Annotated in this window: 20 protein-coding genes and 2 tRNA genes; 7 read left to right on the top strand and 15 right to left on the bottom strand. The window is 67.1% G+C overall.

What is annotated here, in order from left to right; all coding sequences use genetic code 11:
- The first annotated feature begins 10 nt into the window (after positions 1 to 10).
- Entirely contained in the window at positions 11 to 910 is a 900-nt protein-coding gene (locus BUF17_RS02880; protein WP_073625656.1) for an aldose 1-epimerase family protein, read from the top strand.
- An 89-nt stretch (positions 911 to 999) separates the two neighbouring features.
- Here BUF17_RS02880 and BUF17_RS02875 read toward each other — a convergent pair whose 3' ends face one another.
- Positions 1000 to 2346, bottom strand: coding sequence for a DUF3095 domain-containing protein (locus tag BUF17_RS02875; protein WP_280162373.1), 1347 nt, complete (start codon positions 2344 to 2346; stop codon positions 1000 to 1002).
- A gap of 366 nt (positions 2347 to 2712) precedes the next feature.
- On the opposite strand from BUF17_RS02875, the gene BUF17_RS02870 reads away from it, so the two are divergent.
- Together BUF17_RS02870 and BUF17_RS02865 are read left to right on the top strand one after the other, a co-directional pair.
- Positions 2713 to 4605, top strand: a complete 1893-nt coding sequence (locus tag BUF17_RS02870) for a PAS domain-containing protein (protein ID WP_073625655.1) — start codon at positions 2713 to 2715, stop codon at positions 4603 to 4605.
- Between the two features lie 167 nt (positions 4606 to 4772).
- Positions 4773 to 5939 (top strand): adenylate/guanylate cyclase domain-containing protein, encoded by a 1167-nt coding sequence (locus BUF17_RS02865; RefSeq protein WP_073625654.1) that lies wholly within the window; start codon positions 4773 to 4775, stop codon positions 5937 to 5939.
- Between the two features lie 31 nt (positions 5940 to 5970).
- On the opposite strand, the gene BUF17_RS02860 is transcribed toward BUF17_RS02865, so the two are convergent.
- The 6 genes from BUF17_RS02860 to BUF17_RS02835 form a co-directional block, all read right to left on the bottom strand.
- Positions 5971 to 7050, bottom strand: a complete 1080-nt coding sequence (locus BUF17_RS02860; RefSeq protein WP_073625653.1) for an ABC transporter ATP-binding protein — start codon at positions 7048 to 7050, stop codon at positions 5971 to 5973.
- On the bottom strand, positions 7047 to 7832 hold the full coding sequence (locus tag BUF17_RS02855) for an ABC transporter permease (protein WP_073625652.1): 786 nt from the start codon (positions 7830 to 7832) through the stop codon (positions 7047 to 7049). The genes BUF17_RS02860 and BUF17_RS02855 overlap by 4 nt, the downstream gene beginning before the upstream one ends.
- Complete coding sequence (locus BUF17_RS02850; protein ID WP_073626015.1) at positions 7829 to 8710, bottom strand: ABC transporter permease; 882 nt, start codon at positions 8708 to 8710, stop codon at positions 7829 to 7831. The genes BUF17_RS02855 and BUF17_RS02850 overlap by 4 nt, the downstream gene beginning before the upstream one ends.
- 452 nt (positions 8711 to 9162) lie before the next feature.
- Entirely contained in the window at positions 9163 to 10266 is a 1104-nt protein-coding gene (locus BUF17_RS02845) for an ABC transporter substrate-binding protein (protein WP_073625651.1), read from the bottom strand.
- A 209-nt stretch (positions 10267 to 10475) separates the two neighbouring features.
- On the bottom strand, positions 10476 to 12212 hold the full coding sequence (locus BUF17_RS02840) for a SulP family inorganic anion transporter (RefSeq protein ID WP_073625650.1): 1737 nt from the start codon (positions 12210 to 12212) through the stop codon (positions 10476 to 10478).
- A gap of 246 nt (positions 12213 to 12458) precedes the next feature.
- Positions 12459 to 13394 (bottom strand): dihydrodipicolinate synthase family protein, encoded by a 936-nt coding sequence (locus BUF17_RS02835; RefSeq protein ID WP_073625649.1) that lies wholly within the window; start codon positions 13392 to 13394, stop codon positions 12459 to 12461.
- A gap of 847 nt (positions 13395 to 14241) precedes the next feature.
- On the opposite strand from BUF17_RS02835, the gene BUF17_RS02825 reads away from it, so the two are divergent.
- Positions 14242 to 14315 (top strand) — tRNA-Cys (locus BUF17_RS02825).
- A 64-nt stretch (positions 14316 to 14379) separates the two neighbouring features.
- Positions 14380 to 14455: transfer RNA gene (locus BUF17_RS02820), tRNA-Ile, on the top strand.
- A gap of 267 nt (positions 14456 to 14722) precedes the next feature.
- Here the strand turns inward: BUF17_RS02820 and BUF17_RS02815 are convergent.
- The gene (locus tag BUF17_RS02815) at positions 14723 to 15622 is read right to left on the bottom strand and encodes a hypothetical protein (protein WP_073625647.1); all 900 of its coding nucleotides are present in this window, start codon (positions 15620 to 15622) and stop codon (positions 14723 to 14725) included.
- Between the two features lie 178 nt (positions 15623 to 15800).
- On the opposite strand from BUF17_RS02815, the gene BUF17_RS02810 reads away from it, so the two are divergent.
- Positions 15801 to 16097, top strand: coding sequence for a hypothetical protein (locus tag BUF17_RS02810; RefSeq protein ID WP_428977613.1), 297 nt, complete (start codon positions 15801 to 15803; stop codon positions 16095 to 16097).
- 57 nt (positions 16098 to 16154) lie between these two features.
- On the opposite strand, the gene BUF17_RS22835 is transcribed toward BUF17_RS02810, so the two are convergent.
- The 3 genes from BUF17_RS22835 to moaB all read right to left on the bottom strand — a co-directional run bounded on the left by BUF17_RS22835 (position 16155) and on the right by moaB (position 18377).
- Entirely contained in the window at positions 16155 to 16400 is a 246-nt protein-coding gene (locus BUF17_RS22835; protein WP_073625646.1) for a hypothetical protein, read from the bottom strand.
- 228 nt (positions 16401 to 16628) lie between these two features.
- Positions 16629 to 16985, bottom strand: coding sequence for a hypothetical protein (locus tag BUF17_RS22830; RefSeq protein WP_073625645.1), 357 nt, complete (start codon positions 16983 to 16985; stop codon positions 16629 to 16631).
- 834 nt (positions 16986 to 17819) lie between these two features.
- On the bottom strand, positions 17820 to 18377 hold the full coding sequence (moaB, locus tag BUF17_RS02795) for a molybdenum cofactor biosynthesis protein B (RefSeq protein WP_073625644.1): 558 nt from the start codon (positions 18375 to 18377) through the stop codon (positions 17820 to 17822).
- 307 nt (positions 18378 to 18684) lie between these two features.
- Between moaB and BUF17_RS02790 the strand changes: the two genes are divergently transcribed.
- A complete protein-coding gene (locus tag BUF17_RS02790) occupies positions 18685 to 20958 on the top strand; it encodes an NADP-dependent malic enzyme (RefSeq protein WP_073625643.1) in 2274 nt (757 codons plus the stop codon).
- An 89-nt stretch (positions 20959 to 21047) separates the two neighbouring features.
- Here the strand turns inward: BUF17_RS02790 and BUF17_RS02785 are convergent, their stop codons facing one another.
- The 4 genes from BUF17_RS02785 to BUF17_RS02770 all read right to left on the bottom strand — a co-directional run bounded on the left by BUF17_RS02785 (position 21048) and on the right by BUF17_RS02770 (position 25470).
- Positions 21048 to 21791 (bottom strand): proteasome-type protease, encoded by a 744-nt coding sequence (locus tag BUF17_RS02785; RefSeq protein ID WP_073625642.1) that lies wholly within the window; start codon positions 21789 to 21791, stop codon positions 21048 to 21050.
- A gap of 129 nt (positions 21792 to 21920) precedes the next feature.
- Complete coding sequence (locus BUF17_RS02780; RefSeq protein ID WP_073625641.1) at positions 21921 to 22745, bottom strand: transglutaminase family protein; 825 nt, start codon at positions 22743 to 22745, stop codon at positions 21921 to 21923.
- 226 nt (positions 22746 to 22971) lie between these two features.
- The gene (locus BUF17_RS02775; protein WP_073625640.1) at positions 22972 to 23913 is read right to left on the bottom strand and encodes an alpha-E domain-containing protein; all 942 of its coding nucleotides are present in this window, start codon (positions 23911 to 23913) and stop codon (positions 22972 to 22974) included.
- 135 nt (positions 23914 to 24048) lie between these two features.
- Complete coding sequence (locus BUF17_RS02770) at positions 24049 to 25470, bottom strand: circularly permuted type 2 ATP-grasp protein (RefSeq protein WP_073625639.1); 1422 nt, start codon at positions 25468 to 25470, stop codon at positions 24049 to 24051.
- Position 25471: the final 1 nt, after the last annotated feature.

Raw genomic sequence — 25471 nt, 5'->3', positions numbered from 1 at the left:
AAGCCCCAGCATGACCCCATCCGCGGCCGAAACCATCGCGATCTCGTCCTCCGGACTTGCCGTCACCGTGTCGACCCTCGGCGCCGAACTGCAGTCGATCCAGGACGCGGCCGGCAACGATCTGATGTGGAACGGCGATCCCGCGGTGTGGTCCGGCCGCGCGCCGATCCTGTTTCCGATCGTCGGCGAACTCGCGGGCGGCCGCTGCCGGGTCGACGGCAAGGATTATGCGCTCTCCCGGCACGGCTTCGCCCGCCGGCGCCTGTTCGCCATCGAGGCCCGGACGCCGGACGCTGTCACGCTCCGGCTCGTGGAGGATGACGAAAGCCTCGCCGTCTATCCCTTCGCCTTCGTGCTCGACATTACCTTCTCCGTGGCCGGCTCGCGGCTCGACGTGGTGGCGGCGCTCACCAATCCGTCGGATGTGCCGCTCCCGGCGAGCTTCGGCTACCATCCGGCGTTTCTGTGGCCGCTGCCTGGGGCGGGCGACCGTGACGGCCATGCGATCCGGTTCGATCAGCCCGAGACCGCCCCTATCCGCCGCCTCGACGTCCACGGTCTCGTGGTGCCCGAACCGCGCGAGAACCCCGTGGTCGGCGATCTCCTGGTGCTGCGGGACGAACTCTTCACCGACGATGCCCTGGTGTTCGACCAGCTTGCCAGCCGGGCGGTGACCTATGGCGGCAATGGCGGCCCGTCGATCCGGGTGGAGTTCCCGGAGATGCCCGATCTCGGCATCTGGACCAAGCCCGGCGCGGGCTATGTCTGCATCGAGCCGTGGCAGGGGCACGCCGACCCGGTCGGCTATGACGGCGAGTTCGCCGCGAAGCCCGGCGTCGTGACCGTCGCGCCCGGCGAGACCCGGCTGTTCGCCATGGGCATCACGGTTGAGGCCACCGATCCGGTCTGATCGCACGCCTTGCGGACTTCTCCGAAGTCAGTCGAGAGAATCCAGCCATATCATTGATAAGACATGATTTTCGGCGTCTGTGCGGTGCGTCACGCCCCGGCCGTCGCGATCCGGGCGGCCATCGCTTTCAGGCTTCGTGCCGCCTCGGCATAGCCGCCCTCGGCGCCGTCGATGAAGTGCACATGGTCGTGGCGGGTGATGTTCGGCACGAAGCAGGTGATCAGCGCGTTGTTCTGGCGGTGCAGGCCGTAGAGGACCATGTGATCCGCGGCGGCCTTGGCCAGCAGGCTTTCGAGGCGGTCGGCAAACTCGGGCGTGCAGTCCATCGTCAGGCGCAGGCCGTCGTCGAACTTGCGGAAATCCGAGTTCGCCACCAGCTCGTTGATGTAGCGCTTCGGGTCGAAGCTTCCGATGTGCGTCCCATACCGGAACACGCTCTTTAGAAGCCCGCCGAGCACCGCGATCTTCACTCGGTAGAACCAGGCCGGCAATGACGGCCTGCGCACGGCGAGCGCCTCCAGCTCGACGGCCTCCGGCGGCAAGCTGTAGTTCGGTCCACCTTCCGGAACCGGATTGCCCGCTTCGTCCTTCGACGGGTCGGGCAGCGCGAGGATCGCCTCGATCAGCCGCCGGAATGTCGGCATGTCGGCCCGGGGATCGGGCACCACCAGCAGCGAAACGATCACCCCGCGCCGCGACTTGATCGGATCGAACCGGCAGGACATGCCGGAAAGGTCGGGCTTGGAACCCGCCGGGGCCGGCGCAACGGCATAAAGGCCTCGCTTCAGCGCGGCCTCGGCCCAGCGCAACCCGCCGCCGGAGAACATGGCGTAGGCCAGATTAGGCGAAGACGCGAACCGTGCCACGCGGACATCGCTCCCGGCCGCGCGGATGTCGTCGACGGGCACCAGTGCCGCCCGCAGCGTCAGCCCGAGATCCTCCGCCGACCATGCGGCGGTCTCCGCAAGGCTCTGCCGCGCAGCCGCCTCGTCGTCGGGTGCCACGGCGAAACTCGCGCCGTCGCCGCCGAACACGAACGGGAAGTCCTCATTGCCGAGGGCGTTCGACAGGGCGCCGATCACCGAAGCCCCGGCCAGGTTCACGCGCTTGTAGTTGCCGGCGGCGATGGCGCCGGAGGAATCCACGACATCCGTCGTTCCGATCAGCCAGCCGGCGGGCAGCGGCATGTAGAGTTCGGGCTCCATCAGCCGGGCGAAGCCGTCGAACACCGGGATGCGGTGATAGAACGCGGTGGTCGGCCGTTCCGCCGGCAGGGGTGTCCCGTGCGCCGCCGTGCCGGCATCGCCGCCAGTTCGCGCGGTGTCGTCTGGTGCCGGGTCGCTCATCTCCGCCTCGCCGTCGATGGTGCCGTGAGCCGCATGGAACGCCGGCGGATGCGGGCAGCAACCGCCTTGCGCCGGGCGTGCCCTCTTCATGGCACATCACGCCGGTTGCGGCGAGAAATCAGATGCAGGAACGAGATTGCCCTGCGCCTGCGGGCCTCGTCGCAATTCCCGTGAAATCCATCGTCCGAAACGGACCGTGCAGAACGCATCCGGCCATTCCTGCCTCCGCGCGCATTCCGACCGGCGGTGACAAAGCTGCCTCCATCTCTTCGACGAGACTTGAATTATTGGTGCAATCAGGTGTTTACAAACAAGATTTCCTGATCGAACCTTGCGCCGGCTCTGACGGCTCGTGGCGCGGGGCGCCATTGACAATGCAGAGGAATTAACCACCGTCTGCGCACTCGGACTCGGAAGTCGAAGCCCCCGCTGTTCGTCGGTAGGAATAATTGCGTCATGCCTGTCAGTCTCTTCCACCGGCTGGACAGCAACATCAACGACCGGCTCGCGAGCAGTGTCATGCTGCATCAGATCCGGGATTTCGACTGGGCCTCGTCACCCGTCGGACCGATCGATCGATGGTCGTCCGCGCTGCGCAGCGCCGCGCGCACCATGCTGCTGTCCTCGACGCCGATGGTCGTCCTGATCGGGCGGATGGGCCTGCTCGTCTATAACGACGCGGCGCGGGAGATGTTCGGTCCCGGCTACGAAGGCTCGCTCGGCAGGCCCGTCGCCGAGGTGCTGGGCGAGGCGGCCGAGTTCTACGGCACGGTGATCGACGCCGCGTTCGAGGGCACGTCGTCGAGCTTCCGCGACCAGCCCTTCCGGCTTCGGCGCGATGGCTCGCGCGAGATCTCCTGGCTCAACCTCGACTTCACACCCATCGTCGACGAGACGGGAACCGTCTACGGCGTGCTGCTGCTGGTCAACGAGACGACCGAGCGGGTTCTGGCCGTGCGCGACCTCCAGCGCTCCCGTGCGCGCCTCGATCTCGCGCTCGATGCCGGCGGGATCGTCGGCACCTGGGAACTCGATTTCGCCACCGAGACGGTGACGTGCGATGAGCGCTCCGCGCGTCTCTACGGCATCGATCTTGAAGCGGCTCGGACAGGGGCGCCGAAGGCCACCTTCCTGGCCGGCATCCATCCCGAGGACCGCGATCGTTTCATCGCCGATTTCGACAGCGCCCGGTTCGGGCAGCACTTCCGCTGCCAGCACCGGGTGATCGGGCAGGGAGACGTCCGCTGGGTGGTGAATTCCGGCCGCGTCGTCGCCGATGCGAGCGGCCGGCCGCTGTCGTTTTCCGGCGTGGTGGTCGACGTCACCCACGAGATCGAGACGGCCGAGGCGCTCGCGGCAAGCGAACTGCGCTTCCGAACCTTCACGGAAGCGTTGCCCCACGTCGTGTTCAGCTGGCAACCCGGCGGGCAGATCGATTATTTCAACCAGCGCTGGCGGGAGTTCCTCGCCGTGCCGTCCGCCCCGGCAACCACGGAGGAATGGGAGGCCTGCCTGCACCCCAGCGATCGCGCCAGTGTGTTCGACAACTGGCGGGAATCCGCGCGCACCGGCGAACCCTTCGACATCGAGGCCCGCTACCGGCACCGCTCGGGCGAATTTCGCTGGGGGCGCGTCATCGCGCTGCCGATCCGCGATACCCACGGCCGTATCGGCCGCTGGATCGCGACGCTCACCGACATCCACGAGGCGAAACTGCTGGAAAGCGAGCGGGAGCTCGTGACGCGTGAGCTCGACCACCGGCTCAAGAACATCTTCGCCGTCGTCAACGGGCTGGTCAGCCTGACGCTGCGCGAGGACGTCGACGTGGGCGCGCGGTCGCAATCGTTCGCCGAGCGGCTTCGCGGCCGCCTGGGCGCGCTCGATTCCGCCCACGGCTTCATCAAGTCCGCCGGTACCGACCGGCGCAACGGCAGTTCGCTGCAGGAACTCGTCCGGGAACTGCTCGCGCCTTACGATGCCGCGGGCGATGGCGGCCGTCTCGTGCTCGAGGGCGACGATATCCGCGTCGCCGACAGCGCCATGACGCCGCTCGCGCTGATCTTCCACGAACTCGCCACCAATGCCGCAAAATATGGCGCTCTCAGCATGCCCGGCGGGGCCATCCGCCTGCACTCGCTGAAAAACGGCAACGCGCTGAAGATCGTCTGGCACGAGAGCGTGGGGACCGAGACGGACCTGTCGGCCAAGGAAAGCGGCTTCGGATCGAAGCTTCTGACCCTCGTCATCGAGGGACAGCTGCGCGGGCGCCTGCAGCGCGAGGCCACGCCGGACGGCTTCCGGATCGCCATGGAACTGCCGTTCGAGGGCATCGCCAGACCGGCGGGCTGAGGCCGCCGGCGCCGCCGGACCATCGTGCCGCAGCGCGTGCGTGCGCCACTTGCGTGCGCCCGGCCATGTACTAGATAAGACGTGGCCGTTCAGGCCGTTCTTCCATTGCTTCCGGCGATGCCGCGTCTTGTTTCCTGTCAGCGGCCGATTGTTCTCGACGAGGTAAAATGACGACCGATCTGGTGGCCGCCGGCCGCAGCCTGGCATTGTGGCTCGTCGACGAGGGGCGCTGGCTCGATCCCGCCGTGCTGATGGAAGGGCTCGGCTATCGCATGATGTCGTTCGGCCTGCCGATCCACCGGCTGACCGTCTCGCTGCGCGTGCTGTCGCCGACCGTGCTTGCCGTCGGCGCGACCTGGAAGCCCGGCGAGCCGACCGAGATCGCCACCTACGACTATGCCGAACGCGACACCGGCATGTATGAGCGCAGCCCCTACAAGGTCGTGCACGAGACCGGCAAGCCCCTCACCATCGCCCTCGACGAAACGCCGGACGACCGCTTCGGCATCGTCCCCGAACTGAAGGCCGCGGGCTACCGTCACTATTGCGTGCATCCGCTCCGCTTCTCCGACGGGGTGGTCAACGCGCTGACGATCTCGACCCGCGACGAAGCGGGCTTTCCGCCCGATTTCGAGGCCTTCCTTGCGGAGATGCTGCCCGCCTTCACCAACGTGATGGAGGTCTTCACCTATCATCGTGTGCTGAAGGGGCTCCTGACGGCCTATGTGGGCGCGGGGCCGGCCGGGCAGATCATCTCCGGCACCACCCATCGCGGCGAGGTCACGCGCATGCATGCCGCGGTGCTGTTCGTCGACCTGCGCGGCTTCACCGCGCTGTCGGTGACGATGCCGCCCGAGGACACCGCCGATCTTCTGAACAGCTATTATGATCTCGTCGTGCCGGCGATGACCGACAAGGGCGGCGACATCCTGAAGTTCATCGGAGACGGCGTACTGGCGATCTTCGCCGACGGCGAGGAAGGCCCGGGTGCGGCCTGTGTGCGGGCGCTTTCGGCGGCGGAGGCGGCGCTCGCCGCCGCGGTCGCCCACGATGCCGGTGAGGGGCCGCCAATCCACTTCGGCGTGGCGCTTCACCACGGCGAGGTCGCCTACGGCAATGTCGGTTCCGGCGAGCGGCTGGACTTCACCGTGGTCGGCCGCGACGTCAACATCGCCGCCCGCATCTCGGCGCTCTGCAGCAGCCTTGGACGTCCGCTGCTCGTTTCGGCGGGCTTCAAGGATCTCGTCGATGAGCGCACGTTCTCGACGTGCGGCTGGCACGATGTCCGCGGCCTTTCGGACCCGATCGAGGTGTTCGAGCCCGCGCCGCAATAAAGCGGCGCGGGGCATTGCACGGCTCCCGCGGTCAACCGGCCGCGGCGACGGGCTCGGCCAGCACCTGAAGGTCGCCGTAGCCGAAATGCAGCGCCACCGGCTGGCCGCGCTCGGGCGGCGGCAGGTTCGGCGTGTTGAAGGTGTCGAGCGACACCACGGCCTCGTTGATGCGGACGCGGACGCGGACGATGGCGCCGAGGAACGCTACCTCGTCGATGGTGCCGTCGACCCGGTTACGCTCGCCGCCCGGGTCCGTCAGCGACACCGCCTCCGGCCGCAGCGCGATGGTGCGCACGTCGCCGACCGATGCGCCGTTCAGGCCGCGGTTGGTGACGAGTTCCTTGCCGTCGATCAGGATCCGCCCGAGCGCCGGGTCGAGCACCTTGCCCTGCAGCAGGTTGAGCGTGCCGACGAACGAGGCGACGAAGCGGGTGCGCGGATAGTTGTAGATCTCGAACGGCGCGCCGACCTGGTCGGCCCGGCCTTCGTTCATGACCACGATCCGGTCCGACATCGACAGGGCTTCTTCCTGGTCGTGGGTGACGTAGATCGTGGTGATGCCGAGATCGCGCTGCACGGCACGGATTTCCTCGCGGAGCGAGATGCGGATCTTGGCGTCGAGCGCCGAAAGCGGCTCGTCGAGCAGCAGGATCTTCGGCTTCACCGCCAGCGCGCGGGCGAGCGCCACGCGCTGCTGCTGGCCACCCGAAAGCTGGTAGGGGTAGCGATCGCCGTGGTTCGGCAGCTTGATCAGCCGCAGCATTTCCTCCACGCGCGGCTTGATCTCGGACGCCGGACGCTTGGCGACCTTCAGGCCGAACGCCACATTGTCCGCCACCGTCATGTTCGGGAACAGCGCATAGGCCTGGAACACCATGCCGACATTGCGCTGGTTCGGCCGAAGCTGCGTCACGTCCTTGCCGTCGATCGAGATCGAGCCGGAGGACGGGGTCTCGAAGCCGGCGACCATGCGTAGCGTCGTGGTCTTGCCGCAGCCCGAGGGGCCGAGGAAGGAGATGAACTCGCCGCGTTCCACCGACAGGTTGAAGTCGTGGACGATGGTCATCGGCCCGAAGGATTTGCGCAGCGAGCGGATTTCGAGATAGCTCATTTCTTGCCTCCGGCGCCGCGTGCGCGGCCGAATACCTGCATCAGGCCCATGCAGGCCCAGGTGACGAGGAAGGCGATGATCGCGAGCGCCGACGGCTCATAGGCGCGGTTCGCGCCGATGAGCTGCAGATAGGGCCCGAAAGCCGGCCGGTTGAGCAGGCTCGCCATGGTGAATTCGCCGATCACGATGGCGAAGGTCAGGAATGCGCCCGACAGCAGCGCCACCCGCACGTTGGGGAAGATGACCTTGAACAGGATGGTCACCCAGTTGGCGCCGAGGCTTTCAGCCGCCTCGGTCAGCGTGCGCACGTCGATGGTGCGCAGGCCCGTGTCGACCGAGCGGTACATGTAGGGCAGGGCCAGCGTCACGTAGCCGAACATCAACAGGATGTTGGTCGACCACGCATTCGAGGTGAGCGGCAGGATCGAAGAGGAATTGTAGATCTTCAGATAGCCGAACACGATGACGATGGCCGGCACCACCAGCGGCAGCAGCGTCACGAACTCGACGAACGGCCGGAGCTTCGGCAGGCGAAGCTGGATCCAGTAGGCGGCCGGAACGACGAGCATGATGCCGACCGCGATGGTCGCGAGCGCGATCAGCGCCGAATAGCCGAACGTCGCCTGGAAGTTCGGGTCGGTCAACACCACCCGATAGGCTTCGAAGCTGTAGGTGCCCCGCTGCATGCGCAGCGAGAACTCGAAGGTCGCGATCAGCGGCACGACGAAATAGAGCGTGCCGACGACGACCGCGAGCCAGTGTCCGAACCGGTTCGCCTTCATTTCAGCCACCGTTCGCTGCGGGAGCGAAGCCAGATATAGGTGGCGTTCGACAGCCCGGTGATGATGATCATGCCCAGCGCCAGCGCGTAGCCGAGATTGGCATTGTGCAGCACGTCGCCGCGGATCTGCGCGTAGAGCAGGATGGTGACGATGTTGAGCGAGGAGCCGGTGAGCGCATAGGCGGTCGCGACTGCGCCGAACGAGTTCGCGAACAGAAGCAGCGTCGCGCCGAGCACGCTCGGCCACAGCACCGGGAAGGCGACGTGGCGCCAGTACTGCCAGGTGGTCGCGCCGAGAATGGAGGACGCCTCCCGCCATTCGCGCTTCAACCCGTCCAGCGCCGGGGTCAGAATCAGCACCATCAGCGGGATCTGGAAGTAGAGATAGGTCAGCGTCAGGCCGGTGAAGCTCAAAAGGTTGAAGCCGGTCGAGTAGATGTTGAAGCCGGCATATTTGATGAGCAGCGTCGTGATCAGGCCCGTCCGGCCGAGCGTGGCGAGGAACGCGAACGCCAGCGGCACGCCGGCGAACTGCGATGCCACGCCCGAGAAGGTCATCAGCGTCGGCCGTATCCAGGCCGGCAGCCCTCCGCCGACCGCGGCATAGGCGAGCCAGGCGCCGATGATCGCGCCGGCGATCGCGGAAGCCGCGCTGATCTGGATGCTGATCCAGTAGGCCCGCAGGATCTGGGGCTGCATCAGGTCGGCGAGGTTGCCGAAGGTGAAGTTGCCGTCCGCGTCCTGAAAGGCGCCGACGATCAGGAACGCCATCGGCAGGAGCAGGAACAGCACGGCGAAGATCAGGAAGGGCGAGACGCCGATCAGCGCCCAGGATGTCGCACTCCATCCCGCGGGATGGAGGCCTGATCGTCGGGGCATCGGCGTGACGACGGTTGGGGGCGCGTTCTGCTGGGCCATCGAGTCCTGCCGGAATGGGGCGCGCTCAAGAGGCGGCCGCCGAAGATCATGCGGAAAGGGAACTCACGCGAAGGAAGGCACGTCCACCGGGCGCACTCTCAGGCGCGCCAGCCCGTCGCTGTCTCGACGACGGCCGGGCAAGCAACCGGGAATGCGATAGTTCGTCGGCTCAGGTTCCCGTAACGGGGCGTCCCTGTCCAGTGCCTGCAAGCCGCAGGGGAAATCTTCGGGCACGAAAGTCTTCGGGCACAAAAGAGAGCGGCAGTCGGCGATGTGGCTGCCGGGTGAGAGCGCTCACGCGGGGGAGGCGCGCACACGCGATCACCTGCAATGGGGGACGAGCGCCTCCATCGGCGGACGCGACATGAAGAAACGGCGGACGGCAGAAGCCGCCCGCCGATCAGATCGCCCGATTACTGGACGCTGGCGCCGACAGCGGTATCCCACTGCTTGGTGATCACGCCGCTATACTGCTTCTGCTCTTCGAGGGTCGGGAACACGGCCTTCTCGTAGGCGGCGGCCGGCGGCATCTTGGCGAGCAGGTCCGCCGGGATCTTGCCGTTCTTGGCAAGATCGTTGAAGCGGATCGGGTGGCAGTAGCCCTTCAGCCACGCCAGCTGGCCTTCGTCGGAATAGAGATATTCCATCCACAGCTTGGCGGCATTCGGGTGCGGGGCGTAGGCGCTGATCGCCTGCACATAGACGCCGGCGACGACGCCGGTCTTCGGCACCACGACCTCGACGCCCGGGTTGCCGTTCAGCGTGTCGCGGTCGGCGAGGGCGTTGTAGTCCCAGCGGATGATGATCGGGGTCGCGCCCTGGGCGAGCGAGGCGGCCTTGCCGATCACCGGAACGAAGTTGCCGGCCTTGTTGAGGTCGGAAAAGAACTTCAGGCCGGCTTCGCCCGCCTTGCTCACGTCACCGCCGGCGCTGGAAAGGCCGGCCGCGAACACGCCCTGGATGGCCTGGTTGGCGGTGCGCGGGTCGCCGGCGAGGGCGACGGCGTTCTTGTAGTCCGGCTTCAGAAGATCCGGCCAGTCGGTCGGGACGTTGGTGACGATGTCCTTGTTCACTTCGAAGGCCAGCACGCCGTAATAGTCGCCGTACCAGTAGCCTTCAGCATCCTTGGCGCTGTCCGGGATCGAGTCCCAGGTCGAGACCTTGTAGGGCTGCAGCAGGCCCTCGGCCTTCGCGGACGGGCCGAACGACAGGCCGACGTCGATCACGTCCGGCGCCTGCGGGCCGGTGTTGCCCTTGTTCGCCTTGATGGCCTCGATCTCGTCGCCCGAGCCGGCGTCCGGGTTCAGCTCGTTGATCGTCAGGCCGTACTTCGCCTTGAAGCCGTCGATCACCGCGCCGTAGCCGCACCAGTCATGGGGCAGGGCGATGGTGGTGAGCTGGCCTTCCTTTTTCGCGGCGGCGATCAGTTCGGCCGACGGCTCGGCGACGGCCAGGCCGGTTCCGGCCCACATCGCGAGGACGGAGACGGACGTCATGCGAATCCAGGATGACTTCATAAGGATAAACCCCTTCGTGGCAGATCTGCGCGCGGTGGAAGGCCCGCCGGCTTCTCGGTCCGGCCGTCGCTATCACGCCTGCTTGAAGGTTCGATGTCAATTATACGACCACTTACAAATTTGGCTTTGGCGCTTCGCAATGCGCGGTTTTATCCCCGAACTCTTTCGTTTAGGCGGATTAACGCGCCCCGAGTGAACCCGCGTTGCCTTCACGCCGCGCTTGCCGGGGGCGCTTCCTCGCGGTCGGCGATGCCTGCGATCGCCCTGCGCGCCGAGGCCACGGCATCCTCCGCCGAAGGGCGGAAATGCACCTTCGGCGGGCGCGCATGATGCAGCAGCAGCACGCGGCGGACCGCCGGGCTGGCGCCTGAGATATAGACCAGCGCGCCGCGCCGTTCCGACTTGTGAACGAAGCCATCGATGGTCGCGGCGGCGGTCGAATCGATCACCGGCACGGCGGAGATGTCGATGACCACGGCGCGCGGATTGTCGTCGAACCGGTCGAGGGCCGCGCCAACGGTCGCCGCCGCGCCGAAGAAGAACGCGCCGGAGATGCGATAGACCACCACGTCCGTGTCGGTCGCAGCCGCGGCGTCGTATGCGCCGCGGCTGTCGGTGTCGTCGGCCCGGTCCGGCGCGATCAGCGGCCGGTCGGTCGCGATCTGCACCGCACCCGCCATGCGGTTCAGGAACAGGAGCACGCCGAGGCCGAAGCCGACGAGAATGCCCTCCGTCAGGTCGCGGAACACCGTCAGTAGGAAGGTCGCCAGCAGCACCACGGCATCGCCCCGCGAGGCGCGGATGAGGGTGGCGAAGGCGTGCTTCTCCGCCATGTTCCACGCGACAACGGCGAGCACGCCGGCGAGCGCTGCAAGCGGGATATAGGAGGCGAGCGGCGCCGCCACGAGCATGAATGCGAGCAGGAACAGCGCGTGCAGCATGCCAGCGACCGGGCCGCGCGCGCCGGAGCGCACATTGGTGGCGGTGCGGGCGATGGTTCCGGTCACGCAGAAGCCGCCGAACAGGCCCGAGGCGATGTTGGCGAACCCCTGTGCCACCAGCTCGCAGTTCGAGCGGTGGCGGCGCCCGGTCATGCCGTCGGCGACCACGGCCGACAGCAGGCTTTCGATGCTGCCGAGCAGCGCGAACGACAGCGCCGTCGGCAGTAGAATCAGGATGCGGTCGAGCGAGATCTCCGGCAGCCGCGGCGCCGGCAACGTGCTCGGAATGCCGCCGAACTTCGTGCCGATGGTCTCGATGGGCAGCCCCAGCCCCCAGGCCGCGACGGAGGCGAGCGCGACGGCGACGAGCAGGCTCGGCACCTTCGGCCGCCAGCGCCGCAGCGCCAGGATGACGACGATCACGCCCGCCGCCAGCGCCACCGCGGCGGCGTTCGCAGTCGGCAAGGCGTCGGCGATGGCGCGCAGCTTCGGCACCAGCGGTCCGGGCTCGGGCCCCGGCAGAGTCAGCCCGAACAGGTCCTTGATCTGGCTCGCGAAGATGATGACCGCGATCCCGGCGGTGAACCCGACCGTGACCGGATAGGGGATGAACTTGATGAACGTGCCGAGGCGCAGGAAACCGATGGCGAGCAGGATCACGCCCGACATCATCGTCGCGAGGATCAGGCCCTCGACGCCGTGGGCCGCCACCGTCGCCGCGACCAGCACGATGAACGCCCCGGCCGGCCCGCCGATCTGGAAGCGGCTGCCGCCGAGCAGCGACACCACGAACCCGCCGACGATGGAGGTATAGAGGCCCCGGTCCGGCGTGACCCCGGAGGCGATGGCGATCGCCATCGACAGCGGCAGCGCGACGATCGCGACGGTGAGCCCGGCGATGGCGTCGGCGCGTAGATCCGTGAGCCGGTAATGCTCGGAGAGTACGGTGACGAGCTTCGGCGTGAACAGGTCCGCAAAGCTCGGTTCGGCGGTCGGCGCAGCCATGACGATCCCCTTGCGAGGACCGGCATGGATCGTGAGGTGACCGCGCCGGTCCGATCCGTCCAGAACAGGCACGCCGTCCGGGAAGGCCTTGCCGGCCCTTCGGCACGCACGTGGTCGTGCTGCATCGCAGCTGGGATCGTCGGCACGAGGTCGGCGGTCGCCGTCCGGCGATTGTCGCCGAACGCGGCCGCATTCTCAAGCCGCGGACGCCCCCGGAACCGCGAAATTCCGGGGCGCCGCCTTGTCTCAGCGGCCCCAGCGCAGGACGAGCGGGTCCAGTCGGCGGGCGATCTCGATCAGGCCGGCGCTGGTCTTCGGGTGCGGCAGTTTCAAGGGATGGCGCACGGCGTCCGAGGCGATCACGCCGCCTTCCTTCATCAGGATCTTGGCGGTCGGGATGCCGCACTGGCGGTTCTCGTAGTTGATGAGCGGCAGCCAGCGCTGGTAGGCGTCGAGGGCGTCCGTCCGCCGGCCGGCGAAATAGGCGTCCGTCACCTGGCGGATGCCGTCGGGATAGCCGCCGCCGGTCATCGCGCCCGTCGCGCCGCCGTCGAGGTCGGCCATCAGGGTGATGGCTTCCTCGCCGTCCCACGGCCCCTCGATGGCGTCGCCGCCGGCCTCGATCAGCGCGCGCAGCTTGGAGGCGGCGCCGGGAACCTCGATCTTGAAATAGGACAGGTTCTCGATCTCGCGGGCCATGCGCGCCAGGAACGGCACCGAAAGCGGCGTGCCGGCGACCGGCGCGTCCTGCACCATGATCGGGATCGAGATCGCATCCGAAACGGTGCGGTAGAACTCGTAGATCGACTCTTCCGTCACGCGGAAGGTGGCGCCGTGATAGGGCGGCATGATCATGACCATGGCCGCGCCGAGTGCCTCAGCCTTCGCGCTGCGCGCCGCGGTGACGGCCGACGAGAAGTGCGTGGTGGTCACGATCACGGGCACGCGGCCGGCGACGTGGGTGAGCGCCAGTTCCATGATCTGGTCGCGCTCTTCGTCGCTCAGCACGAACTGCTCGGAGAAGTTCGCCAGGATGCAGAGGCCGTTGGAGCCGGCGTCGATCATGAAGTCGATCGCGCGGCGCTGGCCGTCGAGATCGAGGGTGCCGTCGTCATGGAACACGGTCGGCACCACAGGGAAAACGCCCGAGTAGCGCGGCGCCTTCTTTGCCTGGTCGGTCATGGATACTCGCTCATTCGGTTGGCGGCCGCTGCCGCGGCCGGGGTGGAAGGGAAAGGGTGGCGCCAGCGCCGCAATCCGCCGCCGCTTACGGCGGGTCTCGCAATGTGCCGGGCGTCCCGGTTCTTGTTCCCTGCTGTGCTCTTTACCTTGGCCGGGGTGCGAACGCGACCGTTGGTCTCGACTGCGACCATGGCGGCCGCCGTGGTCCTGCCGTCACCGGCGGCGATGGCCTCGACCACGGCGCGATAGGGGGCGAGGGAGCGAACACGGTCGTCGGGAAAGCCCTGGGTGTCCTTGCAGGTGAATGTCATCGCCGGGTGCCCGCACGTGCCCCCGATGTCATGCATCACCCGGGCGGCCGTCGCCTCGGAAACCCTGCCGCGAAGGCGGCACTGGCTGGCTTTGGCCCTGCATGCGATCGAGTGTCTGCGGTCCATCGGCCCCTGCGGCGTTTCCAGCGTCGTCCCGGCCCGCCTTCCTCTCCGGGAAGGTTCGCCGGCATGCCTATCCCAAGCGTGCCTATCCCAAGCGTGCCTATCCCAAGCGTGCCCGTTTCAAGCGTGCCCGTCTCATGCCATAGCCGCGCGGGAATAAATAGTCATATCATTTAACCTTGGCGGGAGCGTGCGTGCCCCGTCTCCCGCCGTCCGCGAGGGATGTCGGAAGGGGACGGGAAGCCGCCCGCATGGCCCCGGTCGCCGTCGCCAGGGCGGTGTCGCCCGCCTACCGGGAGCGTGCGTTCCGCCGCTCCGGCGGGCCGGCTCCGTTGGGACCGTCCGAGAAAAATGTGCACGAAATCCGAATGGGCTTGCGCCGCTTTTTACAAGCCCTTAGAAAACCGGCGCGTGGTGACGTGGCGGAGTGGTTACGCAGCGGACTGCAAATCCGTGTACGCCGGTTCAAGTCCGGCCGTCACCTCCACTCTTCAAGCCGGGCGCACACTTCAAGCCGCGCGAAGGCGTAAGCCACGCTCAGGCGACTGGCCGGGCCCGTAGCTCAATGGTTAGAGCTGACCGCTCATAACGGTCTGGTTGCTGGTTCGAGTCCGGCCGGGCCCACCACTTCCTTGTTCTGCTCGTCCTCTTTTCCCTCAGCCGTCACACGCCATTTCCGCGCGCCGGCCGGACCGTTTCCCGGGCGGATGGACGTCATCTGTCTGGTGGGACACGCCGTGCACTTTGGCGGGCGGGGTCTGCTCCGCCGCTTCAGATCAGCTCGCCTCAGCCGGTACGGGCTGCGTCAGGCCCGCCACAGCGGGCGGACCTGACCGTTTGCTTTGCCCCTAAGCCGCGCCTGGCGCAATTTCCGTCGGCGCGATCTCGCTTGGCTCAGTTGCCCCGCGCGGTCTGAAGCAGGGCTTCGGCGCGCTTGGTGACGGCCGCGAAGAACGGCAGCTTCGGCGCTTCCTCGGCGAAGCAGGCGCGATAGGCCTTCTCGCCTTCCGCTTCCACGTCGGCGGCTTCGGCGAGTTTGGCGTCGCGCTTGGCGCCGGCCTTGGCGGCGGAGGCCTGCAGCGCGGCGGACTTCTTCTCGTACCCCTTCCACACCTTGTCGCAGGCCGGGATCTGCTTGATCTTCACGCCGGCCGTCGTCGTGCCGACGACGACGCGGCCGTTGGCGATCTGTCCGATCACGATGGAATCGGGCACGGCGTTCGTGGTCATGTCCTGGGCGAAGATGCCGAGCGCCGCGTACGCGGTCTCGCCGGTCGGCGCAGTGACCGGCAGCGCGACATAGCCGGTGAAGGCGGCGTCGGAGCTGATGGTCGACGTGTAGAATTCGTTGACCTTGAAAGCCGCGGCGATGCCCTGACGAAAGGCGGCCGGCGCCTCCTGCTCCTTAGCGCGTGCCGCAAGCCAGTTGGCGAACACGGGTTCCGGCGAGACGATGAGGCGGGTCTGCCAGTCCTTGTCGGCGAACATCAGCCCGTCCGGCTCTTCCGATTCGATATAGCCGGGCACCAGCGTGCCGGGCGAGAACGTCGGCTTGGGCCCGAGGCCCTTGAACCGCAGCGGACCGAGAATCTTGGAGATCTGCGTCTCAAGTGCCGCCCGGGCGTCGCCGTCGAGTTTGTCGAGGCGGTCCTGGCTGGCGTCCGCCGCCGCCTCCCTCTTGATCTCGGTGGCATATTTGTCGCGCGCCGCGATGTAGGCTTCATCCGCCGGTCCGGCCTGGACGGCAGCGGGCAGCACGGTGGCGAAGAGGGCGGCAAGGGCGATCTTTTTCATGATGGGCTCGCAGCGACGGTGGAGACGGCGTGATCGTTCGTCTCGTGTGATCTCGTTAGTCTTGCCCGAACAGCAATCGCCGGTCCGCGCGCGATTGGAAAGACGCCGAAAGTCGCATCGCTCCAGCCGACCTGAAGCCGCGCGGTCAAGTCCGGTCCGACGAAACGGGGGTGAACCGATGAATGTTCTGCTTTCGATCGACCCGATGCTGGCGATCGGCGTCCTGCTCGCCACGGCGGCGACGGATGCGGTCTATGTGATGTTCACGTCGGCGGTGGTGATGCGCCGGCGCTTCGCCGCCGCCACCTGGTCGAGCTTCTGGTACCTGCTCTCGTCCTTCGCCGTGATCAGCTACACCGAGAACTGGATCTATGTCGTGTTCGCTGCGGTCGGCTCGTGGTTCGGGGCGTTCGCCTCGCTCACGTTCCTGCACCGGCCGGGCAGGGCCGTGCCGCCGGGATCGCCTCCGGAATGAGGTGATGTGATGCCCGCGGTCGTCGCCGGGCACCGGCCCGCCGCAACCGTCCGGGTCTCAGCCCGCCGGGGCGACGCGCTTGCGCAGGTTGTCCCAGGCGAGCTTGATTTCCTTGCCGTCAGCCCACGTCAGCGTAATCGTTCGCCCCGCGAGCTTGGCCCGGGCGGGCATGTCACGGCCCGTCTCGGCGCACCATTTGCCGGCGAGCCAGCCGATGCCTTCCGAAGAGGGCAGCGGAAACGGACATTTCGTGCCCGCGGCGGCGGCGTGGCCGGCGCGGAGATTGCGGATGGGGTCCGCCATGACGGGCTCCGGATGGCTGGAAAACGACTGTGACCGCCCCGGAATACCCGATCGGCGCGGCATGGGGTAGCCGCGCCCGCGATCTGCTTCTTCCTGGCAGGGCGACCGCTAGGGCATAGCCCGTTCGGATCGAACCGATCTGAACGGCTAGGATATGCTCAAGCATTTGAATCTGCAGCGATTTCTTGTCGATCTGATGTTGCCATCGGATCGGAAAGCACTCAAGGCTCAGCCCGCTGCCGGCGGCTCGGGCGGAAGCACGCTGCGCGGGAGCAGAACATATCCCTGCTCCGCCATGCAGCTTCGCATGGCATAGGCGGCGCTGTTGCCGGGCGTCGGATTGTAATAGATCGGGTTCGTTTCGATCGGGGCGGCGCGCGCGCGGTTGCTGCACATCGTCTGCGCGTAGGCGAAGCCGCTTTCGAGCTGCGGATTGCCTTCGACGCGGCGTCCGTCGATCCGTGCCCAGGCGAGCATGCTCGCGTCGTAAGTCAGTTGCTGCTGCTGTTGTTGCTGCGCGCCGCAGCCCGCGATGCCGAGGCTTGCCGTTGCGAGCACAGCCAGCCGAACCAATGTCTTCATCATCCCGATCCCGCCCCAGGATCGCCGGCCCGGGTACGGCGTCCGCGACGTGGCGGAACGGCGCTTTGCCGGACGACGACTGTCGCGGAGAAGGCTAGCGAGGCAGTCTGTGCTGAGCCTGTTGTTCCGCCGGGCCACGCCATGGGGCCTGACGGCAAATGAGGCCTGACGGCAATTCCTCCGGTTCAGGAGCTTGGGTTTAACCCGAACGGGAGGGATTTTGCACGGCCACGTTCGGGTATCCGGGGCACCGGGGCCGGCGGTTCCCGACGTGATCGCGCAGGCGTGTCAGTGGTCGGAATAGGCCGCCGTCTGACCGGCGTCGGTCGTCGGAGCATAGGCCACGGCGAGCAACCCGAGCCAGCCGAGAGCGAGCACCACCATCGCAATTCGCATTGTCATTTCGTCAACTCGCTCAATGCGTTACAGCACGACTGCCCGAAACGCCGCCGCAAAGGAGGGGGTTCCGCCCGGGAGGCGAAATTTGCAGCGAACGGCTCAGGAAGCCGGATTTTGAAAGAAGCCGGTCGCGGGAGCGTCCGACAGACCGCAAACGACAACCACCCCGGTTGCGTTCCCTCGACGGCAGCGAAATGCCGCCTTCCGGAACGTTCGTCAATGGCCCTCGGCCGATCGGAATAAAGCACCGCCTTTGTCCCGCCGCCACAACTATCGAGGCGGAATCTTGACGGAACGTTAAGCCTTGCGGTCGCGACGGGCGCGACCGTTCTCTCGGTTAACGTAAGGGGCGCATTCCCGAAATAAAGACAGTAATATCAGCTAAATAGACCGATATTCTGATGTTCAGACGCAGCAGGGCAGGTGCCCGCGCGCGTCCTAGGCCTCCCGTGCCTTGCCGCGGCGCAGGTGCTCGTCCAGCCGGGGCATGATCTCGACGAAATTGCAGGGTCGCAGGCGGTAGTCGAACTGCCATTTCAGGATGCCGTCCCAGGCGTCGCGGCAGGCGCCCGGCGAGCCCGGAAGGCAGAACACGAACGTCGTTCCCGCGAGCCCCGCCGTCGCGCGCGACTGGATGGTCGAGGTGCCGATCGCATCGAAAGAAAGCCGGTGGAAAAGGGTGGAAAACCCGTCCATGCGCTTCTCGAACAGCGGTTCGACGGCGTCCGGCGTCACGTCGCGGCCGGTGAACCCGGTGCCGCCGGTCGTGATCACCACGTCCACATCGGGGTTCGCGATCCACGCCGAGACGCGGCTGCGGATGGCCTCGATGTCGTCGGTGACGAGGTCGCGGTCGGCAAGCTGGTGGCCGGCATCCCGGATGCGCTCCGCGAGCGTCGTGCCGGACTTGTCGTCCGCCAGCGAGCGGCTGTCGGAGACCGTCAGCACGGCGAAGCGGATCGGGATGAAGGGGCGGCTTTCGTCGATGCGGGTCATGCAAGGGCTCCGGTGGTTCGCCGGCTGTCCGGCGCCTGCCGCCTGCGCAACGGCCGGTTAGGCCCGCTGGCGGCGGACAGAGCGGACCCGAAATCGCCCTCGCGTGCAAGCGCCACCCGGAGGACGGCGCGCGTTTTCCGGCGCTGCCGTGCATCGTTGCGACCATGCTTCGCGGCCGGCATCGCCGTTCGGCGTTGGCAGGACGGTCGCCGCGGCGCTATGAAGCGTGCGGAGGCCTTGGCCTTCACAATAGCCGGAGGCGTTCGCCCCGGGAGAGCCGGAGGCGTTGGCCTCGGAGGAGAGTGGCATGTCCGAAGAGCGGAAGAGCAACGCGGCCAATCTGGAAGACGGTGCGCTTTATTATCACCGGTTTCCGCGCCCCGGTAAGCTTGAGATCCGCGCCACCAAGCCGCTCGGCAACCCGCGCGATCTGGCGCTGGCCTATTCGCCCGGCGTCGCCTTTCCCTGCCTTGCCATCGCAAAGGACCCGGCCGCCGCAGCCGACTACACCTCGCGCGGCAACCTCGTCGCGGTGGTCTCCAACGGCACCGCCGTGCTCGGTCTCGGCGCCATCGGGCCGCTGGCCTCCAAGCCCGTGATGGAAGGCAAGGCCGTCCTGTTCAAGAAGTTCGCCGGCATCGACGTGTTCGACATCGAGGTCGAGGAACGCGACGTCGACCGCTTCGTCGACGTTGTCGCGGCGCTGGAGCCGACCTTCGGCGGCATCAATCTCGAAGACATCAAGGCGCCGGAGTGCTTCGACATCGAGGCCAAGCTGCGCGAGCGGATGCGGATTCCGGTCTTTCACGACGACCAGCACGGCACCGCGATCATCGTCGGCGCCGCCGTGCGGAACGCCATGGAGATCGCCGGCAAGCGCATCGAGGACGTGAAGATCGTCGCCTCCGGCGCCGGAGCGGCGGCGATCGCCTGCCTCAACCTTCTGGTCTCGCTCGGCGCCAATCCGCGCAATATCTGGGTCAGCGATCTCGAAGGCGTGGTCTACAAGGGCCGCCCCGTGCTGATGGACCGCTGGAAGGAGCCTTACGCCCAGGAGACCGACAAGCGCACGCTGGCGGAGGTCATCGACGACGCCGACATCTTCCTCGGCGTCTCGGCCGGCGGCGTGCTGAAGCCGGAGATGGTCGCGCGCATGGCGCCCAATCCGCTGATCCTCGCGCTCGCAAATCCCAATCCCGAGATCATGCCCGATGCGGCCGCCGCGGTTCGGTCGGATGCCATGGTCTGCACCGGCCGGTCGGATTTCCCCAACCAGGTCAACAACGTCCTCTGCTTCCCCTATATCTTCCGCGGCGCGCTCGACGTCTCGGCGACCGCCATCAACGAGGCGATGAAGCTCGCCGCCGTCGAGGCCATCGCCAAGCTCGCCCAGGAACCGCCGATCGATGCCGACGACAGCAAGCCGTTCGGTCCGGAGCGCCTGATCCCGTCGCCCTTCGACCAGCGCCTCGTGCTGCACATCGCTCCGGCGGTCGCCCGCGCGGCGATGGAGACGGGTGTCGCGACCCGTCCGATCACCGACTGGGAAGCCTATCTCGACGGGTTGAACCGCTTCGTGTTCCGCTCCGGCCTCCTGATGAAGCCGATCATCGCCAAGGCCAAGCAGATCGCCAAGCGCGTCGTGCTGTGCGAGGGCGAGGACGAGCGCGTGCTGCGCGCGGTGCAGATCGCGGTCGAGGACGGCATCGCGCGGCCGATCCTGGTCGGCCGTCCGTCGGTGGTGGAATCGCGGCTGGAGCGCTTCCGCCTGAAGATCAGGCCCGGGGTCGATTTCGAGCTGATCAACCCGCTCGACGATCCGCGCTACCGCGATTATGTCGACCTCTATTTCAGCCTCGTCGGCCGCAGGGGCATCACGCCGGATGCGGCGCGCACCATGGTGCGCACCAACTCGACCGTGATCGGCGCGCTGGCGCTGCGGCGTGGCGAGGCGGATGCCATGCTCTGCGGCCTCGATGGCCGCTTCAAGCGGCATCTGCGCGACATCAGCCAGGTCGTCGGGCTGGCGCCGGGCGTGTCCGCGCTGTCGACCTTGTCGCTGCTGCTGTTGTCCGAGGGCGCCTACTTCCTCGCCGACACCTCGGTGCAGGAAGACCCGTCCGCGCCGGCGATCGCGGAGATGACGAAACTGGCCGTGCGGCACGTGCGCCAGTTCGGCGTCGAGCCCGCCGTCGCGCTCTTGTCCCATTCCAATTTCGGCACCAGCGACGGCGAATCCCCGCGCAAGATGCGCGAGGCGCTCGGCCTCATTCTCGAAGACCAGCCGGACCTCCACGTCGATGGCGAGATGCAGGGCGATTCGGCGCTGTCCCGGCTCGTTCGGGACCTCGCGATGCCGCGCTCGCGCCTGTCCGGGGCCGCGAACCTGCTGATGTTCCCGAACCTCGACGCCGCCAACATCGCGCTGACGCTGTTGAAGGAAGTCGCTTCCGGCCTGCATGTCGGCCCGATGCTGATGGGCACGGCGCGCCCGGCTCATATCCTGTCGAGCTCCGCCACCACCCGCGGCGTCCTGAACATGATCGCGGTGGCCGCCGTCGAGGCCGGCAGCCGTCAATAACGGCCGGCCGCATCCCGGATGAAAAAAAGCCGCCGGCTCATTCGGGCCGACGGCTTTCTCATTTCTCATAAACGCTTACGCCCGATTCCTCACACCTCACCGTAAGGCGGCTCGGGAATCGCCAGGTGCGCGTCGCGCAGCGCGCGGGACCAGCGGTCGCGCAGGTCGCGGAAATAGGGATCGTAGGAATCGATGCGGTGGCGCAGGCTCGAGCGGATTGCGTCGCGGCGCACCATCAGCGTGTCGATGGGCAGACCCACGCTCAGGTTCGAGCGCATGGTGGAATCCATCGAGATCAGCCCGAGCTTCAGCGCGTCCTGCAGCGTCGTGTCGTAGGTCGCGGCGCGGTCGAGGATCGGCTTGCCGTATTTGTGCTCGCCGATCTGCAGATAGGGCGTGTCCTCGGTGGCCTCGATGAAGTTGCCCGCCCGATAGACCATGAACATCCTCAGCCGCCCGCCTGCGATCTGGCCGCCGACGAGCATGGTGACGTCGAAGCTGTTCGCGCTCTGCTCCAGCGCGCGCCCGTCGATCCGGTAGACCTCCCGGATCGCGCGGCCGACGAACTGCGCCGTGCGGAACAGCGTCGGCATCTCCATCAGCGTCTCGATCTCGCCCGTCTCCGGGTTCTCGAGACCTTCCGAGACGAGGCTCAGCACCGACTGCGTGATGGCGAGGTTGCCGGACGAGGCGATGGCGACCACGCGATCGCCCGGCCGCTCGAAGACGTGCAGCTTGCGGTAGGTGGCGATGTTGTCGAGGCCGGCATTCGTCCTCGTGTCGGCGATCATGACCAGCCCGTCACGCACCAGGATGCCGACGCAATATGTCATCGTGTTTCACCGTAGGAAAAAAGCCCGCAAATCCTCGCGACTTTTGCCTTCGACCGGAAAAAGGCGCAAGGGTTCCCGCGTTGCAAGGCGCAAAAGCCGCACATGTGACAGGGCGGTGGTGCACACCGGTCACAATCCGTAGGTGATCTCTTCCACCACGATGTTGACGGCGATGGATTCGATGCCGCCGCCGGCCCGCGCGCCGCGGATCGGCGCGGCGCCGATGGAATCGAGGCCCGTGGCCACCCGCACGTGCGCGTCCATCGGGCAGATGCCCAGGCAGGGATCGAAGGCGATCCATCCGAGACCGTCCACATAGGCTTCCGCCCAGGCATGCCCGGCATCCGTCTCGCGGAAGGCTTCCGGCCGGTGCAGGTAGCCCGAAACATATCGCGCGGGCACGCCGGCGTGGCGGGCGACCGCGATGAACAGGTGCGCCACATCCTGCGGGGTCGCTGGCTCGTCGACATCGGCGATCACTGCGGTCGCGGGCCGCGCCGGGGCATGGATCGCCGGCGCGAGGTTGATGCGGCGGTGAATGTCGATGTTGAGCCGGTGCAGGAGATCGAGCGGATCGTTCGCCGCCGCCGTCATCGCGGCGGCGAGGGCGGCGACCTTCTCGTCGGCGGCGGTGTAGTCGGTCGGCCGCAGGAAGACGGCGGCAGGCAGCTTGTCGCGCAGCCCCCGCACGATGCCGGCGGTGTCGTTCGTCACCACCTCGCCGCCCGCCTGGATGACGAGCGTTTCCACCGGCCCCTCGAACGACAGCGAATGGGTGGTGTTGCCGAACGGATCCTCGATCCGCGTCAGCCGGCCATCGGTCGAGACGTCGACGCGCCAATCCGAGACATACTGGCCGTGATGGTTCTGGGGGGTGAGCCGCAGGATCTCGATCGCCCGGTCGATCGGGCTGTCGTAGCGATAGACGGTCTCGTGGGTGATCCGCAGCCGCATTGTTGAACTCCGCCGGCAGGCGTCATGCTGGCAATCATCCGTCCGGCGACTTGGGGAGGTCTCCGGCGGCGGATGCGCGACAGTCGGGCGGGAGATCGGCCGGGGCTCCGAAAGGAGATCGTCCCGGCCGGCAAGCCGCCTGGAAGGTTGCTTCGGACGTCGGGGAAGGGGGGGCCCGGGTGTCCGAAGGCTCGGATACCCGGCGGCTCCCTCGCCGTCCGACCGCTCAGACGAGATATTGTTCTGTGATCGCCTCGCCCAGCTTGTTGTTGTCCTCGATGAACTCGGTCAGGAAGCTCCGCAGTCCGGAGCGCATCACGGTGCGGATCTCGCTGTCGTTGAGACGGTCGTAGATGTCGTAGGCGAGCCGCTGGCTCGGACCCTGGCGGCCGTAGGCGCGCGCCAGCAGGTCGAGACGCCGCGTGACGTTCTCGTAGCAGCTCGCGATCGAGCGCGGCATGCGCCGGTTGAGGATCAGCAGGTCGGCGACCAGCTCCGGCTTGACGCTGTCGCGGTAGACCCAGTGATAGGATGTCTGCGCCGAGACCGAGCGCAGGATCGCGGTCCACTGGAAATAGTCGTGACCGGTGCCGCGCGAGGCGCTGTCGTCCTCCAGGAAGTCGTGCTTTGCGAACAGGATGCGCGCGCTCGCATCCGCCCGCTCGATGAACACGCCGAGCTGGAAGAAGTCGAAGGCGTCGTCGCGCAGCATGGTGCGATAGGCCGAGCCGTCGAACCGGAGGTTGGCCTCCTTCACGAACGACAGGAACTCCGACAGCTTCGTGCGGGTCATCGAATCGCTGGAGAAGCGTTTCATCTCCAGCCACGCGCCGTTGATCGCCTCCCACATCTCGATGGTCAGCGCGGTGCGCACCGCGCGCGCGTTGGCCCGGGCGACCTCAAGGCACGAGCGGATGCTGGACGGGTTCTCGGTGGAAAAGCCGAGGAACTCGACGACCGTCTGCTGGTTGGCCTCGCCGTGGAGGCGGTTGAACAGGTCCGACATGCCCGTGGCCGCGACGGCCGTGGCCCATTCGTTGTGGTCGCCGGAATAGCCGGCCGGCATGGCGGACAGGCGCGCCGCGGCGTCTATGATTCGAGCGGTGTTTTCGGCGCGTTCGACATAGCGCGCGAGCCAGTACAGGGTTTCTGCGGTGCGGCTCAGCATGGAAGGTGGGCTCCCGTTTGGGATTGTGATTGTTGAGGGTCCGGCCGCGTGCGGGGTCGGCGGACCGTTCAGGCAGGGAAGGCGGCGGCGGGCGCGGGCCACCATCGATGGGGGCCGCCGCGCACGCCGGACACGTCAGTCGTTGAGGACCCAGGTGTCCTTGGTGCCGCCGCCCTGGCTGGAGTTGACGACCAGCGATCCGTCCTTCAGCGCGACGCGCGTCAGGCCGCCGGGAACGATGCGCACCTTGTCGGCGCCCGAGAGCACGAACGGCCGCAGGTCGACGTGACGGGGGGCGACGCCGGAGGCGACGAAGGTCGGGCAGGTCGAAAGCGCCAGCGTCGGCTGGGCGATGAAGTCGTCCGGCTTGGCCTTGAGCTTGGCGCGGAAGGTCTCGATGGTTTCCTTGTCGGACCGCGGGCCGATCAGCATGCCGTAGCCGCCGGATCCGGAAACCTCCTTCACCACCAGCTCTTCCAGATGGTCGAGCACGTAGGCCAGCGCCTCGGGCTCGCGGCAGCGATACGTCGGCACGTTCTTCAGGATGGCTTCCTCGCCGAGATAGAACCGCACGATCTCCGGCATGTAGCTGTAGACCGCCTTGTCGTCCGCCACGCCGGTGCCGACGGCATTGGCGAGCGCGATGTTGCCCGCGCGGTAGGCGGCCATCAGGCCGGGCACGCCGAGCGCGGAGTCCGGGCGGAACACCAGGGGATCGAGAAAGTCGTCGTCGAGGCGGCGATAGAGCACGTCGATGCGGCGCGGCCCTTCGGTGGTGCGCATGTAGACGATGTTGTCGCGCACGAACAGGTCGCGGCCTTCGACGAGGTCCACGCCGAGCTTGTCGGCGAGGAAGGTGTGCTCGTAATAGGCGCTGTTGAACGGACCGGGCGTCAGCACGCCGATGGTCGGCGACGACGGCGCCGAATCGGGGGCGATCGAGCGCAGCGTGGCGAGAAGTTCGTCCGGATAGTTCTCGACCGGCGCGACGCGGCTCTCGGCGCAGAGCTCGGGGAACAGCCGCAGCATCACCTCGCGGTTTTCCAGCATGTACGACACGCCGGACGGGGTGCGCGCATTGTCCTCCAGCACGTAGAACGTGTCGGCATCGACGCGGATGATGTCGATGCCGGCGATCGGCACATAGACGTTCTGGGGCGGGCGGAAGCCGACCATTTCCGGCCGGTAATAGGGATTCTTGTAGACGAGTTCCTCCGGCACGATGCCGGCCTTGATGATCTCGCCCTTGTTGTAGATGTCGGAGAGGAAGGCGTTCAGCGCCTTGACGCGCTGCTCGAGGCCGAGCGTCAGGTTCTTCCATTCCGTCTTGGTGATGACGCGCGGCACGATGTCGAACGGGATCAGCCGTTCCTCGGCATCGGCATCGCCATAGACGTTGAAGGTGATGCCGATCCGGCGGAACAGCAATTCCGCCTCCTTCTGCCGCAGGCGAAGCTGTTCCTGATCGGTCTCGGAGAGCCACGCCTTGATACGCTCGTATCCCGGCCGGATTTCCGCCCCCATTGCGGTCATCTCGTCGAAGGCCTGCGTCGTCATC

The organism is Pseudoxanthobacter soli DSM 19599, from assembly GCF_900148505.1.
Classification (GTDB): Bacteria; Pseudomonadota; Alphaproteobacteria; order Rhizobiales; family Segnochrobactraceae; genus Pseudoxanthobacter; species Pseudoxanthobacter soli.
The sequence above is the reverse complement of the archived record's forward strand: the minus strand, read 5'-3'. Positions and strand labels throughout refer to the sequence as shown.